At 57.2% G+C, this 15,242-nt stretch carries 12 protein-coding genes; 3 read left to right on the top strand and 9 right to left on the bottom strand.

Annotated elements, in window-relative coordinates; genetic code table 11:
• Positions 1–27 precede the first annotated feature (27 nt).
• The 9 genes from potE to kdpF form a co-directional block, all read right to left on the bottom strand.
• Positions 28–1,341, bottom strand: coding sequence for a putrescine-ornithine antiporter (potE, locus tag IM267_RS06320; protein ID WP_006809601.1), 1,314 nt, complete (start codon positions 1,339–1,341; stop codon positions 28–30).
• Complete coding sequence (gene speF, locus IM267_RS06315; RefSeq protein WP_193033024.1) at positions 1,338–3,536, bottom strand: ornithine decarboxylase SpeF; 2,199 nt, start codon at positions 3,534–3,536, stop codon at positions 1,338–1,340. The genes potE and speF overlap by 4 nt, the downstream gene beginning before the upstream one ends.
• 255 nt (positions 3,537–3,791) lie before the next feature.
• Positions 3,792–3,896, bottom strand: a complete 105-nt coding sequence (speFL, locus tag IM267_RS06310; protein ID WP_003858645.1) for a leader peptide SpeFL — start codon at positions 3,894–3,896, stop codon at positions 3,792–3,794.
• 278 nt (positions 3,897–4,174) lie between these two features.
• On the bottom strand, positions 4,175–4,852 hold the full coding sequence (gene kdpE, locus IM267_RS06305) for a two-component system response regulator KdpE (protein ID WP_063866098.1): 678 nt from the start codon (positions 4,850–4,852) through the stop codon (positions 4,175–4,177).
• A complete protein-coding gene (gene kdpD, locus IM267_RS06300; protein ID WP_193033023.1) occupies positions 4,849–7,536 on the bottom strand; it encodes a two-component system sensor histidine kinase KdpD in 2,688 nt (895 codons plus the stop codon). The genes kdpE and kdpD overlap by 4 nt, the downstream gene beginning before the upstream one ends.
• The gene (gene kdpC / locus IM267_RS06295; protein WP_193033022.1) at positions 7,537–8,112 is read right to left on the bottom strand and encodes a potassium-transporting ATPase subunit KdpC; all 576 of its coding nucleotides are present in this window, start codon (positions 8,110–8,112) and stop codon (positions 7,537–7,539) included. It lies immediately after the preceding gene.
• An 11-nt stretch (positions 8,113–8,123) separates the two neighbouring features.
• Complete coding sequence (gene kdpB / locus IM267_RS06290) at positions 8,124–10,172, bottom strand: potassium-transporting ATPase subunit KdpB (protein ID WP_131636184.1); 2,049 nt, start codon at positions 10,170–10,172, stop codon at positions 8,124–8,126.
• A gap of 18 nt (positions 10,173–10,190) precedes the next feature.
• Positions 10,191–11,870 (bottom strand): potassium-transporting ATPase subunit KdpA, encoded by a 1,680-nt coding sequence (gene kdpA / locus IM267_RS06285; RefSeq protein WP_193033021.1) that lies wholly within the window; start codon positions 11,868–11,870, stop codon positions 10,191–10,193.
• The gene (gene kdpF / locus IM267_RS21515) at positions 11,870–11,959 is read right to left on the bottom strand and encodes a K(+)-transporting ATPase subunit F (RefSeq protein WP_080473261.1); all 90 of its coding nucleotides are present in this window, start codon (positions 11,957–11,959) and stop codon (positions 11,870–11,872) included. Before kdpF ends, kdpA begins: the two co-directional genes overlap by 1 nt.
• Positions 11,960–12,266: 307 nt before the next feature.
• Between kdpF and IM267_RS06275 the strand changes: the two genes are divergently transcribed.
• The 3 genes from IM267_RS06275 to IM267_RS06265 all read left to right on the top strand — a co-directional run bounded on the left by IM267_RS06275 (position 12,267) and on the right by IM267_RS06265 (position 15,238).
• Entirely contained in the window at positions 12,267–12,473 is a 207-nt protein-coding gene (locus IM267_RS06275; RefSeq protein ID WP_014069366.1) for a YbfA family protein, read from the top strand.
• A gap of 598 nt (positions 12,474–13,071) precedes the next feature.
• Entirely contained in the window at positions 13,072–14,484 is a 1,413-nt protein-coding gene (gene phrB / locus IM267_RS06270) for a deoxyribodipyrimidine photo-lyase (RefSeq protein WP_193033020.1), read from the top strand.
• Positions 14,485–14,494: 10 nt separating this feature from the next.
• A complete protein-coding gene (locus IM267_RS06265) occupies positions 14,495–15,238 on the top strand; it encodes a type 2 GTP cyclohydrolase I (RefSeq protein WP_193033027.1) in 744 nt (247 codons plus the stop codon).
• Positions 15,239–15,242 lie beyond the last annotated feature (4 nt).

Here is a 15,242-nt window from a genome sequence, read left to right as displayed (position 1 = left end):
TAAGCGATAGCGCCACCGGGCTTTTTTTTAACTATGCTTGTTCTTCAGTTCAAACCGTGGTGAGACCAGACCATACAGCGTCCAGCCCATAAAGGTCACCATCGCGCCATACAGCATTGCTTCCTGGCCGGACGAGTAGAGCGCGTAGAAGCTATAGATCGCGCCAATCAGCGCCACGATATTGGCCGCACGGGCTTTGCGCGGATCCACCTTCGCCACCTTCTGAATAATCACCAGCGCCGCCATCGACAGAATGTACGGAATGATGTTCGTCACCACCGCCAGGTTTACCAGCACGTTAAACTGGCTGTTCAGCGACGGGCTGATGGTCATGAGTGACAAACCGCTCTGGAAAATCACAATCGCCAGCATGCCCTGTACCGGCGCATCCGCTTTGGTGACGCGGGAGAAGATTTTCGGGAAATACCCTTCGTCAGCTGAAGATTTAAACACCTGAGCGATGGTGAACTGCCAGCCTAGCAGCGAGCCGCAGCAGGACATCACCATCAGCCCCATGATGACTTTCCCCACCTCCGGCGTAAACATCTGCGCAAACGCCAGCCCGAACGGTGCCGTGGAGTTAGCCAGATCCATGTTGGGCACAATCCCCGCAATCACGTTGGTCGAAATGATGTAGATCACCGCCGCGCCCAGCGTTCCGCCGAGAACCGCGATGGGCACGTTCTTCTCCGGGTTTTCCACCACTTCAGCATTCGCACAGGCCGATTCCAGACCGAGGAAAGCCCACAGCGTCATGGCGATGGACGAGCCCACGGCGGTGAAGAACGGCACGTGGTGCGGGTTCCAGGAGTTGGCGTACAGCGTCGGGCTGAACCAGAACCAGCCGATGATGCACAGACCGACCACCGGGATGATCACGCCCCAGACGGTAATGCTGCTGAGTTGTCCGGTGATGCGCGCGCCGCCAAAGTTGGCGACGGTACAGATCCACAGCACGCCGATGGTTGCCAGCCCAATCTGCACCGGGGTCAGCGTCGCGCCAAACAGCTCCGTGCCGTAACCGACAGCGGAAATGGCAATCGCCACGTTAGCGATCAGCAGCGACACGCCGTAGGTGTAGTTCGCCATAAAGTTACCGGACTTACCGAACGCATATTCGGCATAGCCCCCCATCCCGCCTGACTTGCGGCTGAACATTCCGCACTTGGCAAACGCCCACGCCAGCGCCATCGAGCCCACGGCGGTCACGAGCCAGGAGATAATCGAAATGGTCCCCACCTCAGCAAGCTTGGTAGGCAGCATGATGATCCCGGAACCCATCATGTTCACCATGGTGAGAATAGTGAGTTGCACTACGCCCATCTTGTTAGCTTTACTCATAATTTTTCTCCTTTCAGCAGCGCTGGCTGAGCGGCAGGTTGTTTGATGACGTAGCAGCGCACCTCTTTGCGCCCGTCACGCTCCTCGATGTAAACCCCCTGTAACTCCGGCGCAAAGCCCGGCAGCAGGTTGATTCCGTCTTCCAGTGCGGCAAAGTAGCGCAGCACGGAACCGCCCCAGACTTCACCCGGCACCACGCACAGCACCCCCGGTGGGTAAGGCAGCGCACCTTCGGCGGCGATACGGCCTTGTGCATCGCGCAGGGAGACCAGTTCGACCTCACCGCGCAGGTACGCGTAGTTCGCCTCCTGCGGGTTCATCATGACGCGCGGGAAGTGAGACTTACGGAACATCTCTTTTTGCAGTTGTTTCACATTGTGGCGGGCATAAAGGTCATGCATCTCCTGACAAATCTGGCGCAGGGTGTAATCCGCGTAACGATCCGGATGTTGCTTACAAAGAGAGGGCAGAACCTCTTTTAGCGGCACATCGCTCTGGAGCAGTTTTTCGAAGCGCACCAGCTGGGCGACGAGCTGCTGCAATTTGCCCATGTCCTCCGCCGGGGTGAGCAGGAAGAGAATGGAGTTGAGGTCGCATTTTTCCGGCACGATGCCGTTTTCACGCAGGAAGTTGGCAAGGATGGTGGCGGGCACGCCGAAATCATCGTACTCACCGGTACGGGCGTTGATGCCCGGCGTGGTCAGCAGCAGCTTGCACGGATCGATAAAATACTGATGCTCGGCATATCCCTCGAATGCGTGCCAGCGTTCGCCCGGGACGAAATGGAAGAAGCGCAGATCGGTGGCGATTTCCGCCGTATCCCAGCTTTCCCACGGACGGCCGTCCACCGTCTCCGGCACAAATGGGCGAATAAACTGACAGTTCTGAAGGATCAGTTTTCGCGCGTCGATACCCGTCACGACGCAGTCCATCCACATGTTGCGCCCACTTTGCCCCTCATGCATGCGGGCGTTGATATCCAGGGCGGCAAACAGCGGATAAAAGGGGCTGGTGGAGGCGTGCATCATGAAGGCGTTGTTGAGTCGCTTATGCGGGACATAGCGCGGCTGGCCTTTGATATGGCTGTCCTTCTTATGGATTTGCGAGGTTTGCGAGAAACCCGCCTGCTGCTTATGCACCGACTGGGTAACCAGAATGCCCGGATCGTTTTCGTTCAGCTCCAGCAGCAGCGGCGAGCAGTCGGCCATCATCGGGATAAACTGCTCGTAGCCGACCCAGGCGGAGTCAAACAGAATGTAGTCACAGAGGTGACCAATCTTATCCACCACCTGACGGGCGTTATAGATGGTGCCGTCGTAGGTGCCCAGCTGGATCACCGCCAGGCGGAACGGACGTTCATCCCGCGCGCGGCCAGGCGCGACTTCTGACACCAGCTCCCGCAGGTAGCTCTCTTCAAAACAGTGCGCGTCGATACCGCCGATAAACCCGTACGGGTTGCGCGCCGTTTCGAGATAAACCGGCGTCGCTCCTGCCTGTAACAGCGCGCCGTGGTGATTAGATTTATGGTTATTGCGATCGAACAGCACCAGATCGCCCGGCGTGAGCAGCGCATTGAGCACCACCTTGTTGGATGAGGAGGTGCCGTTCAGCACGAAGTAGGTTTTATCGGCATTAAAGACCTTTGCCGCATGCTGCTGGGCGATGCAGGGCGCGCCCTCGTGGATCAGCAGATCGCCCATTGCCACATCGGCGTTGCACAGATCGGCGCGGAATAGTGTTTCGCCAAAGAAATCGACAAACTGATTCCCCGCCGGATGGCGGCGGAAGAACTGGCCTCCCTGGTGCCCCGGGCAGTCAAACGCGCTGTTCCCCTGCTGGACGTAATCGACCAGCGCGCGGAAGAACGGCGGGCGAAGCTGGGTTTCGTACTTCTGCGCCGCCGCTTCAAGCTGGCGTCCGTAGAATTCATTGCTGGTATCAGAGTACTCAAAAACGCCGTGAATACGGGACAAATATTCAGCCGGAACCCTTTCTTCTTTATGGGTGGCAATAAACACCGGAATACCAAATCCTGTGGCGTCTATTTCTTCTATGGCGCCGGTGAAAATATCGCTGACGGCCAGCACCACGGCTGCCACATCAATATAGTCCGATGCGCTGACATCCACAATTTCACGCGACGTGGTAAAGCATTCAGGACAGGCACGGCTGACGGCAATTTTTAACGTTTTCATCTTTTTCTCTTTATTTCAGGCAATATGGGGCCCTCGACTTCTTGCAATAAAGAAATCGATTATTTCCGGGAAAAAAAAGCAAAGCGTGGCCGCTGATACGAAATCAGTTAATTGCTTTTTGCTGAGTAGAATTCAGTCCGCCCGGTTGCGGAGAATCTGAATTGCAGAAAGTGAGCGCAGGTGTTCGCAGGCAAGCGCCTGTAAAATAGCAAGTTTCAGGAAGACCTGTAAGCAGATGCGCCAGAAGTCGAAGGACTACCGGGCGTTGAAGAGATGAAAGTCAAAACAGTTACGGTGGGCAAACATCATGATATGTGTTGTCCGCCTTATATGGGGCATTAAACGATTATTGTTTTCCATGTTCAGTTTCCTTTCAGTAATTGAAAGCATGGTCATTTTATCCAGGAAAAAGGGATTAACTGTGAATCAGATCACCATTAACCGATCATTTCAGAAATAATTAGTCGTTTTTGATGAATAATGCAGATCAAAATGCTGTTTTGTTGGCTTGATGTTAAATTGGTGTTTGAATTGTGTTTGGGAAGGACGAATATAGCCATGAAAATAACCTCTGCATTATTTTCATGGCATATTCAGGGTGATGACTTTCTTTATTTAAGATTGATTTGAATACTTATTCAGATCATAAACCGATAGCCAATACCGGTTTCTGTTAATAAATGACGCGGACGCGCGGGATCGGCTTCAAGTTTCTGGCGAAGGTGTCCCATATAAATGCGTAAATAGTGACTATGCTCAACAGCATTCGGCCCCCAGACCTGGCTTAAGAGCTGTCGCTGCGTTAGCACTTTTCCATGGTTGTTGAGCAGCACGGCCAGCAGACGAAATTCGATGGGCGTGAGGTGAACCTCTTCTTCTCCTCGCACAATGCGGCGGGCAGCAAGATCGACGCGGATATCGCCAAAGGCGTACACCGGATCAGAAGGGGTTGTGGCACTGTGACGACGCAGCGCCACACGAAGCCGGGCCTGTAGCTCGCCAATGCCAAACGGTTTAATCAGATAATCATCCGCTCCGGCATCCAGCGCGGCGATTTTATCCGCCTCTTCGGTGCGGGCTGAAAGGACCAGAATCGGCATCTGGCTCCACTGACGCACTTCGCGAATAAAATCAATGCCGTCGCCATCCGGGAGCCCCAGATCCAGAATCACCAGGTCCGGCTTGCGGGTCGCGGCTTCGATTAACCCCCGTTGAAGCGTACCGGCTTCATGAACGCGCAAACCGTCGCCTTCCAGCGCGGTACGCAGAAATCGGCTGATAGCGAGCTCATCTTCAACAATCAGAACGTTAATCACATATCCTCTGGTAAATCATCAAGTTCTGGTGGAGTTTCAAGAGGAAGTGTAACACAAAAGCGCGCGCCACCTTCCGGGCGGTTCTCGGCTGAAATGGTGCCGCCATGCACGTCGACAATCGCCTGGCAGATCGCGAGTCCCAGCCCAACGCCCGGAATGGCGGATTCCTTATTGCCGCGCGCAAATTTTTCGAAAATGGCGCGCTCCTGACCCGCCGGAATACCCGGCCCGGTATCCCAGATCTCAAGCCGCAGCGTCTGCGTATCGACCCCGGCGGCGATCCCAATCTGCGCTTTTGCTCCTGCGTATTTAGCCGCGTTTTCCAGAAGATTAATCAGGACGCGCTCAAACAGCGGGCCATCAACATGTATGAGCGTCAGGGGTTCCGGCATGTTCAGCGCAATATGGCGTCCACCCAGACCCGGCTCCAGCATCTTCAGCGCGCTGCCGACAACCTCTTCAAGCGTAAGCCACTCTTTTTTGAGGTTAAAACCGCCGGACTGAATGCGCGCCATGTCCAGCAGGTTATTCACCAGGCGCGTGGTATTCAGCACGTGCTGGCGAATTTCGCTGGCCTGTACCGCATGCTTCGACCCTTCCGCCGCCAGATCCAGCGTGAGAATTTCGGACTGACCAAACAGCACGGTGAGCGGGGTGCGCAGATCGTGGGAAAGCGCCGCCAGCAGCGAGTTGCGGATACTTTCACGCTCGCTTGCCAGCCGCGCCTGCTCTTCGCTGGCGGTAAGCGCCAGCCGCTCAAGGGCGCTGGCGACCAGCAGGGTGAAGGTTTCCAGCAGGCGCTGCTGCTCGGGGATCATCAGCTGGCGTTGGTTAGACGGCTCCACGATGACCAGCCCGTGGTTTTTATCCGCGCTGCGCAGCGGCAGGATCTGGTAAGGCACGCCGGGCAGGGTGTCGGTTCCGGCACCGGCGGGTAACCCTTTGTCGAAGCTCCAGCGGGCAATCGCTTCATCCCACGGTGTCATGCCCGAAGGCGAGGTAAGCGGGCGAAGATGTCCGTGCTCGTCGGGGAGTAAAATCAGGTTGCTGGCATGAAACGTTGAGCGGATATACTGCTCGCTGGTCTGGACGATATCCTGCTGCGTGCGGCCGACCGCCAGCGATTTTGACATTTCGTAAAGATGTCGCGTGCGCTGCTCGCGGTAGCGGGCAATGCGCGCCTGGTAGCGCACGCCCGCCGTCAGGTTCCCGATCACCAGCCCGACGGTAAGCATCACGGCAAAAGTCAGAATGTACTGCACGTCCGAGACGGCAAGCGTCCCGCGTGGCGCAATAAAGAACAGATCGAAGCTGACGACGTTGATCACCGTTGCCAGCACCGACGGCCAGCGGCCGTAAAAGAGGGCGACCACGACGACGCCCAGCAGATAAATCATGACCAGATTGGCGGCGTCGAAGGCGATGAGCCACTGGCTGGCAATCACCGTAATCAGGGCGCAGAGCACCACGGCCACCAGGCAGCCGCGGATCTGCATGCGCCATTTATCGCCAAAGGCGCGGGCGTCCGGCGCGCGGTTGGGCAGGGGAGCGGGTCTGTCATCCAGCGCGACGATGACTAAATCGAGATCCGGCGCGCGGCGTGCCAGCCTGTCGGCGAAAGATTCCCGGCTAAACCAGCGGCGATGCTGGCGACGCCCAATGACAATCTTGCCCAGGTTGTGCTCGCGCGCGTAGCGCAGAATGGCTTTATCTTCCTGCGGATCGGAAAGGGTTGCGGTTTCCGCGCCCAGCTCCTGAGCCAGCCGCAGCGCGCTCAGAATGGCGCGGCGCTGATTCTCAGGCAGAGCGTGAAGCTGCGGCGTTTCGACGTATACCGCGTGCCAGACGCTGCCAAACTTTGCCGCAAGCCGGGCGGCGGTGCGGACCAGCTTTTCATTGCCGCTGCCGTGGCCAATGCATAACAGAATGGCGTCCCGCGTGTGCCAGACGCGCTCTCGCCCCTGTAGGTCTCGCCAGGCGCGCATCTGATCATCAACGCGATCGGCAGTGCGGCGCAGGGCCAGCTCGCGCAGGGCAATCAGGTTTCCCTTGCGGAAGAAATGTTCGATGGCGCGTTCGGCCTGGCCGGCAATATACACCTTGCCTTCGTGCAGGCGCTGGCGCAGATCGTCCGGCGGCAGGTCAACCAGAACAACCTCATCGGCAGAATCAAAAAACGGATCGGGGACGGTCTCCCGCACCTGAATGCCGGTGACGCCGCTCACCACGTCGTTCAGACTTTCCAGATGCTGAACATTCACCGTGGTGAAGACGTCGATACCGGCTTCAAGCAGCTCCTCAACATCCTGCCAGCGCTTCGGATGACGCGAGCCCGGCGCGTTGCTGTGCGCCAGTTCGTCCATCAGAATGAGCGCAGGTCGGCGGGCGAGGGCGGCATCCAGATCGAACTCCGCGACCAGCCGCCCGCGATGGTTAATGCGCTGGGGCGGCTGCGTCGCCAGCCCCGTCAGCAGCGCCGCCGTCTCTTTGCGACCGTGGGTTTCCACCACGCCGATGAGAATATCAAGCCCCTGCGCCCGCAGCCGCTGGGCTTCCGTCAGCATGGCGAAGGTTTTCCCGACGCCCGCACAGGCACCGAAAAAAATTTTCAGCTTGCCGCGATGGGCTTCCGCCGTCTGTTCAAGCAGCCTGTCCGGATCCGGGCGCATGGGCTCGTCGGTCATTTAGTTTTTCCTTAGCGCGTCCAGCGCCAGATTCAGCTCAACAATGTTCACTACCGGCATGCCGATGAAGCTGACCAGCGGCTTTTGCGTGTGCTCTGCGACCAGCTTGCTCACCTGTTCGAAGGGCAGCTGGCGGGCGGCGGCCACGCGTGGAATTTGCCATGCCGCCGCGTCCGGCGTCAGGCTGTAGTCCAGCCCGCTTGCCGACGCGGTGACCAGCTCAACCGGCACATCACGGCTGGCCTGCGGATTGGCGGCGCGCAGGGCGGCAACGCGTTCAGCGATGGCTTTATCCAGCGCGGGATTGCTGCCTGCCAGATTGCTGCCGCCGGACGCCATTGGATTATACGGGCTTTCCGCAGTGGCGGAAGGGCGTCCCTGGAAGTAGCCTGCGCCCGTGAAGTTCTGCCCAATCAGGCGCGAGCCCCGGTTTTCACCCTTCTGGATAATCAGCGAGCCGTTGGCCTGGTCCTTAAACCACCACTGGCCGAGCGCCGTGGTCACCAGCGGGTAAAGTCCGCCGGTAATCAGAGACAGCAGAATAAACAACAGTATAGCGGGACGTAACATCGTCATTTGATTCACCTTTAAACCAGCCCAAACAGCGTTAACAGCACGTCGATAACCTTGATCCCGATAAAGGGCACCACCAGCCCACCCAGGCCGTAAATCCACAGGTTGCGGCGCAGCATGGCGGCGGCCGTCAGCGGCTTATAGCTCACCCCTTTCAGCGCCAGCGGGATGAGGAAGACAATGATCAGGGCGTTGAAAATCACCGCGCTCATGATGGCCGACGCCGGGGAGTGCAGGTGCATCACGTTCAGGGCGTTCAGCTGCGGATAGGTCGCCGCAAACGCCGCCGGGATAATGGCGAAATACTTCGCCACGTCGTTGGCGATGCTAAACGTGGTCAGCGAGCCGCGCGTCATCAGCATCTGTTTGCCGATATGCACCACTTCGATCAGCTTGGTCGGGTTCGAATCGAGGTCGACCATGTTGCCCGCCTCTTTTGCTGCCTGCGTACCGGAGTTCATCGCCACCGCCACGTCGGCCTGCGCCAGCGCCGGGGCATCGTTAGTGCCATCGCCCGTCATCGCCACCAGACGGCCTTCCGCCTGATACTGGCGAATGAGTGCCAGCTTGGCTTCCGGCGTCGCTTCGGAGAGAAAATCATCCACGCCCGCTTCGGCAGCAATGGCGGCCGCGGTGAGGCGGTTATCCCCGGTGATCATCACCGTTTTGATGCCCATCTTGCGCATCTGGGCGAAACGCTCCTTGATACCGCCTTTAACGATATCCTTCAGGGCTATCACGCCCAGCACGCTTGCTCCTTCCGCCACCACCAGAGGTGTCGCCCCCTGACGCGCCACGTTTTCAACCAGCTTGTCCACCTCAGGCGGGAAGTGGCCATTGTTTGCCTCAATATGACGACGAATGGCGTCAACCGACCCTTTACGGATCATCCGGTCCTGAATATTGATCCCACTCATCCGGGTTTGCGCGGTGAACGGCACGAAGGTGGCGTGCAGGCTCTGCACGTCGCGCTGGCGCAGGTTGAAGCGCTGCTTGGCCAGGATCACGATGCTGCGGCCTTCCGGCGTTTCATCGGCCAGAGAGGAGAGTTGCGCCGCATCCGCCAGCGTTTTTTCATCCACGCCGGGGGCGGGTAAAAATTCAGATGCCTGACGATTCCCCAGGGTGATGGTCCCGGTTTTATCCAGCAACAGCACGTCTACGTCGCCCGCCGCTTCCACGGCGCGTCCGCTGGTGGCGATAACGTTCGCGCCCAGCATGCGGCTCATCCCCGCCACGCCAATTGCGGAAAGCAGGCCGCCGATCGTCGTGGGGATAAGGCACACCAGCAGGGCCACCAGCACGGTAACGCTGACCGCCGTGCCGCCGTAGGCGGAGAACGGCCACAGGGTCGCCGTTGCCAGCAGGAAGACGAGGGTAAGCGCCACCAGCAGAATGGTCAGGGCAATTTCGTTCGGTGTTTTACGACGCTGTGCGCCTTCGACCATAGCGATCATCCGGTCGAGGAAAGTTTCGCCCGGGTTAACGCTGCACTGGATCACCAGCCAGTCGGAAAGAATGCGGGTCCCGCCCGTTACGGAGGCGAAGTCGCCGCCGGACTCGCGGATCACCGGGGCGGATTCCCCGGTGATGGCGCTTTCGTCCACCGATGCGCCGCCTTCAATGACCTCCCCGTCGCAGGGGATGATGTCGCCGGCTTCCACCAGCACCACGTCACCTTTACGCAGTTCATCCGCCGGAACGTGATCCATTTCCGCGCCATATTTCGGTTCACGTAATTTGCGCGCAAAGGCGGTCTTTTTTACCCCTTTCAGGCTGTTAGCCTGTGCTTTACTGCGGCCTTCTGCCAGCGCTTCGGCGAAGTTGGCGAACAGCACGGTAAACCACAGCCACAGGCTGATGGCGCCGGTAAAGGCTGCATTGCCCGCCAGGTGGCCCGTTCCCATGGCAATCGCCAGCGCGGTGGTGAGTAAGCTCCCCATCCAGACGATAAACATCACCGGGTTGTGCCACTGCACGCGCGGGCTCAGTTTTTTTACCGCATCCATAAGGGCCTGACGAACTAAGGACGGTTCGAGCAGGGCCAGTTGTTTACGACTCATGACAAATTCTCCGCAAAATCAGCGTAAAGAGAGAGTTTCCGCAACCGGGCCTAACGCGAGGGCGGGGATAAAGGTCAGGGCGCCCACCAGCAGGACGGTGCCAATCAGCAGGCCGACGAACAGCGCGCCGTGAGTCGGTAACGTACCGGCGGTGGTCGGCTGGATTTTCTTATTCACCAGTGCTCCAGCGATTGCCATGACGGGAATAATCACACCGAAACGCCCAACGAACATGCAGAACGCCAGCAGACAGTTCCAGAACGGCGAGTTGGCGCTTAGCCCGGCAAAGGCGCTGCCGTTGTTGTTGGCGGCGGAAGACACGGCATACAGCACTTCGCTAAAGCCGTGGATGCCCGGGTTAAAGATGCCGCTGCGGCCTGCCTCGGTCATCAGCGCCAGGGCGGTGCCGAGCAGCACAAGGGCGGGGGTGACCAGGATCGCCAGCGCGGTTAACTTCATCTCGCGAACGTCGATTTTTTTACCGAGATACTCCGGCGTGCGGCCAATCATCAGCCCGGCGATAAACACCGCCAGCAGAACGAATAGCAGCATGCCGTACAGCCCCGAGCCGACCCCACCGAAGACCACCTCGCCAATCTGCATCAGCCACATCGGAATCATGCCGCCGAGCGCGGTGAAAGAGTCGTGCATGGCGTTCACCGCCCCGCAGGAGGCCGCCGTGGTGACCACCGCATAAAGGCTGCTGGCAAGAACGCCGAAGCGGCTCTCTTTGCCTTCCAGGTTAATATTGCTGTTGGCCCCCAGCGGCATGAAGTGGCTGTTGCCGTTCCATTCGGCCCACATCACCAGGGCTACGCAGACCACGAAGATGAGCGTCATCGCCCACAGCAGCGTGCGGCCCTGGCGGCGATCGTTAACCACATCACCAAAGGCGAAACAGAGCGCGGTGGGGATCAGGAAGATCGCCAGCATCTGCACAAAATTGGTCAATGCCGTTGGGTTTTCAAACGGATGGGATGAATTGGCGTTGAAGAAGCCGCCGCCGTTGGTCCCCAGCATCTTGATCGCTTCCTGCGATGCAACTGGCCCCATCGGCAGAAGTCCCCCGGTTCCTTCAAGCGAGGTGTAAGGGGTATAAGGCAGCAGGTTTTGCAGGGTGCCTTGCTGAATAAAGAACAGGGCAATAAGCAGCGCAACAGGAACCAGGACCCAAAGGGTAATGCGCGTGACATCAACCCACGCGTTGCCGAGCGTGCTGACATTCTGGCGGGCAAAGGCGCGCGTCAGGGCGAAGATCACCGCGATACCGCTGGCCGCAGACAGAAAGTTTTGCACGGTTAACCCTACCATCTGGCTGAAGTAGCTGAGCGTTGTTTCACCGGCGTAAGACTGCCAGTTAGTGTTGGTCACAAAACTGACCGCCGTGTTCAGCGCCAGGTGCCAGGATAAACCGGGTAGCCGTTGCGGGTTTAACGGCAGGCTCCCCTGGAGCATGAGCATCGCAAAAAGGGCAATAAGCCCCACGATATTCAGCAGCAGTATCGCCATCAGATACTGACGCCAGTTCATTTCCTGATCGTTTATACCTGAAACGCGCCAGAGCACATTTTCAATCGTTCTCGTGCCCGGCAATGGCGCGTTGCCGATCAGCCGCGCCAGCGCGGTTCCCAGCGGCCTGGAGAGCACAAACAGCACCAGTAAAAAGCTGGCAATAAGCAAAAACGCCTGAGCAGCCATCAGAATGCCTCCGCATTAATCAGGGCATAAATCAGATAAGCCATTAACAGGAACACCAGCACGATGCCGGCAATCAGACCTGCACTCACACTCCACCTCCGGGTGACATTTGTAATGGTGCTAACGGTAGGATTTACGGCGCAAAGATTTCGCAAAAATCGGGGGGAGGGGTGTAAAAAAAGTATAAAAATGGAAAGTCCACAATTTAACTATTGATAAGTAAATCGTTAGCTTTTTTGTAACTTAATTACGGCGTGAGTGTAAATATTCACTAAATGGATGAAAATAAGTGGTCGGATGAGTAGTAAAATTACACGCAAAGCGATATTATTTTATCCAGCTCACAAATTTCGAATTTTCCGGATGACGTTTCCGGCCAACTATAGGGGAGAAAATATGGATCTTTATAAAGAGTATCCGGCTCATATCGTGTTCATGCGTCGCACTTTCGCCGTAGTGGCTGGCGTGCTGGCCCTGCCGGTGATGCTGTTCTGGAAAGATCGCGCACGTTTTTACAGCTACCTGCACCGCGTCTGGGCGAAAACCAGCGAAAAGCCGGTGTGGATGGATCAGGCCGAGAAAGCAACCTGCGATTTCTACTGATACGACGCGACATCGTAGCCATAAAAAAACCGCCAACGACAATGTGGCGGTTTTTTTGTCCCTCGGGATTCGCGGTCCGTTGGGTAATCTTGCAGCCCCTACCCGGGATTTTTATCATACCCTTCTTTGAAAAATTCGCAATCCACTTCACCTTTATAAATTCCTAATTTTATTTAAATAACTTACTTTTGGCGTTGGTGTTAATTATGATGCCACGTCCCTTTCCGCCATCTCGCAAATGGGCATCGGTCCTGGGAAAGGTGTATCCATAGCCGTAAAGCAGCCCGCCTACCCGGGCTTGTGTCCACCGATTTATCACCGGTGGTGATAGGTGGAGCGGTTAGCAGCAGGGACCGCATAGTGAAACGCTATTTATGTATTGCGTTCATTGTCGCCAGCGTACTCGTTGTAAAGAGTGATAAACCAGATGTGTTTGTTGCCTTTACCTCGATAGCGCAGGACAAGTAGCGTTAAGGCCGCCTCGGGCGGCCTTTTTTATTTCATCCCGTCTACACTTCATGGCAAAGTAGTTCAATGCATGCCTTTTTCCTTTTACGGCATGCCCTTACGGACATAATGGACAATTGCCAGGAGTTTTATGCCCACCCATCTGGTTTGGTTTCGCGCGGATTTACGCATTCACGACAACATCGCTCTCGCGGCGGCCTGCCGCGCCAAAGACGCGAATGTGCTGGCCCTGTTTATCGCCACGCCAGAGCAGTGGCAGCAGCATGATATGGCGCCCCGGCAAGCGTCTTTGCTCAGCGCGTATTTGAATGACCTGCAACATTCACTGGCCGAAAAAGGCATCCCGCTTATCTATGAAGAGGTGAACGATTTTGCCGCACAGCTTCAGACGGTGCAGGCAATCTGTAAGCAGCACGCGGTAACGCGTCTTTTTTACAACTACCAGTACGAATTTAACGAGCAGCAGCGCGACCGTCAGCTGGAGAAAACCCTTACGGGCGTGGTTTGTGAAGGCTTTGATGACAGCGTGATGCTCGCGCCGGGCAGCGTGATGACCGGCAATCACGAGATGTATAAAGTTTTCACGCCGTTTAAAAATGCGTTTATCAAGCGCCTGAAAGAGGGGCTACCCGAGTGCGTTTCCGCGCCAGCCGTGAGAGGGGATACGATAACAGGTCTGCCTGAAATCACAGTGAATTATCCTCAGCAGTCGTTCGATGAAGCGTTATTCCCCGCCAGCGAGAAAGCGGCTATTGCCCAGTTGCGTCAGTTCTGCAAGCAGGGGGCGGCACAATACGAGGCGCGTCGGGATTTTCCAGCGATTGAAGGCACCAGCCGCCTGTCGGCCTGTTTAGCGCTGGGCGTGCTCTCTCCGCGCCAGTGTTTGCATCGGCTGCTGGCGGAACAGCCTCAGGCGCTTGACGGGGGCGCGGGTGCTGTGTGGCTGAACGAACTGATTTGGCGTGAGTTTTACCGTCACCTGATGACGTATCATCCTGATTTATGTAAACATCGTCCCTTCATTCGTTGGACCGAACAGGTACAGTGGCAGTCGAATGATAAGCTGCTTCAGGCATGGCAGCGTGGACTCACCGGCTTCCCGATTGTTGATGCGGCTATGCGGCAGCTCAATGAAACCGGGTGGATGCATAACCGTCTGCGAATGATTACCGCCAGCTTCCTGGTGAAGGATCTGCTTATCGACTGGCGAACCGGAGAGCGTTATTTTATGTCTCAGCTGATCGATGGCGATCTGGCGGCGAATAACGGCGGCTGGCAGTGGGCGGCCTCCACCGGAACGGATGCGGCTCCCTATTTTCGAATCTTTAATCCGACCACGCAGGGACAACGATTTGATGCTGACGGCGAGTTTATCCGTCGCTGGCTACCTGAGCTTAAGGATGTCCCCGCCAAAGCCATTCATGAACCCTGGACATGGGCGGATAAACAGCGCGTTACCCTGAACTATCCCCGTCCGATTGTCGACCATAAACAGGCGCGCGTCGCCACGCTGGCGGCGTACGAAGCCGCCCGAAAAGCTTGAGAGAGTGATGATGAAAAACAGTGAACTGGAACGCCTGATTAACGAAAAACTTAACACCGCCTCGTTTAGCGACTACGGCCCGAATGGCTTGCAGGTTGAGGGACGCGACACGGTGCAAAAAATCATCACCGGCGTGACGGCAAGCCAGGCGCTGCTGGATGAGGCGGTGCGTCAGGAAGCCGATGCGGTGATCGTCCATCACGGTTACTTCTGGAAAAACGAATCGCCGATTATTCGCGGCATGAAGCGCAACCGCCTCAAAACGCTGCTGGCGAATGACATCAACCTGTACGGGTACCACCTGCCGCTCGACGCGCATCCTGAACTGGGTAATAACGTCCAGCTTGCGCAGCTGTTGGGGATTACCGTGATGGGGGAAATTGAACCCCTGGTGCCGTGGGGCGAGCTGTCGATGCCGGTACCGGGGCTGGAGCTGGCCTCGTGGATCGAAGCGCGCCTGGGGCGTCGTCCGCTGTGGTGCGGCGACACCGGGCCGAACACCGTGAAGCGCGTAGCATGGTGCACCGGCGGCGGTCAGGGCTTTATTGACAGTGCGGCACGCTTCGGTGTCGATGCGTTTATTACCGGCGAAGTCTCCGAGCAGACCATTCATTCTGCGCGTGAACAAGGCCTGCATTTTTACGCGGCAGGCCATCATGCCACCGAGCGCGGCGGCATCCGCGCCCTCAGCGAGTGGCTGACAGAAAATACCGATCTGGATGTGACGTTTATTGATATCCCTAATCCGGCCTGATGAG

This window comes from Enterobacter cloacae complex sp. P15RS, assembly GCF_014895905.1.
Taxonomy (GTDB): domain Bacteria; phylum Pseudomonadota; class Gammaproteobacteria; order Enterobacterales; family Enterobacteriaceae; genus Enterobacter; species Enterobacter quasihormaechei.
This window is presented reverse-complemented; position numbering and strand designations above follow the sequence as displayed.

What these genes read in the sequence shown, in the direction of transcription:
- potE (WP_006809601.1), bottom strand. Translation starts at nt 1,341, where the DNA reads ATGAGTAAAGCTAACAAGATGGGCGTAGTGCAACTCACTATTCTCACC.
- speF (WP_193033024.1), bottom strand. Translation starts at nt 3,536, where the DNA reads ATGAAAACGTTAAAAATTGCCGTCAGCCGTGCCTGTCCTGAATGCTTT.
- speFL (WP_003858645.1), bottom strand. Translation starts at nt 3,896, where the DNA reads ATGGAAAACAATAATCGTTTAATGCCCCATATAAGGCGGACAACACAT.
- kdpD (WP_193033023.1), bottom strand. Translation starts at nt 7,536, where the DNA reads ATGACCGACGAGCCCATGCGCCCGGATCCGGACAGGCTGCTTGAACAG.
- kdpC (WP_193033022.1), bottom strand. Translation starts at nt 8,112, where the DNA reads ATGACGATGTTACGTCCCGCTATACTGTTGTTTATTCTGCTGTCTCTG.
- kdpB (WP_131636184.1), bottom strand. Translation starts at nt 10,172, where the DNA reads ATGAGTCGTAAACAACTGGCCCTGCTCGAACCGTCCTTAGTTCGTCAG.
- kdpA (WP_193033021.1), bottom strand. Translation starts at nt 11,870, where the DNA reads ATGGCTGCTCAGGCGTTTTTGCTTATTGCCAGCTTTTTACTGGTGCTG.
- IM267_RS06275 (WP_014069366.1), top strand. Translation starts at nt 12,267, where the DNA reads ATGGATCTTTATAAAGAGTATCCGGCTCATATCGTGTTCATGCGTCGC.
- phrB (WP_193033020.1), top strand. Translation starts at nt 13,072, where the DNA reads ATGCCCACCCATCTGGTTTGGTTTCGCGCGGATTTACGCATTCACGAC.
- IM267_RS06265 (WP_193033027.1), top strand. Translation starts at nt 14,495, where the DNA reads ATGAAAAACAGTGAACTGGAACGCCTGATTAACGAAAAACTTAACACC.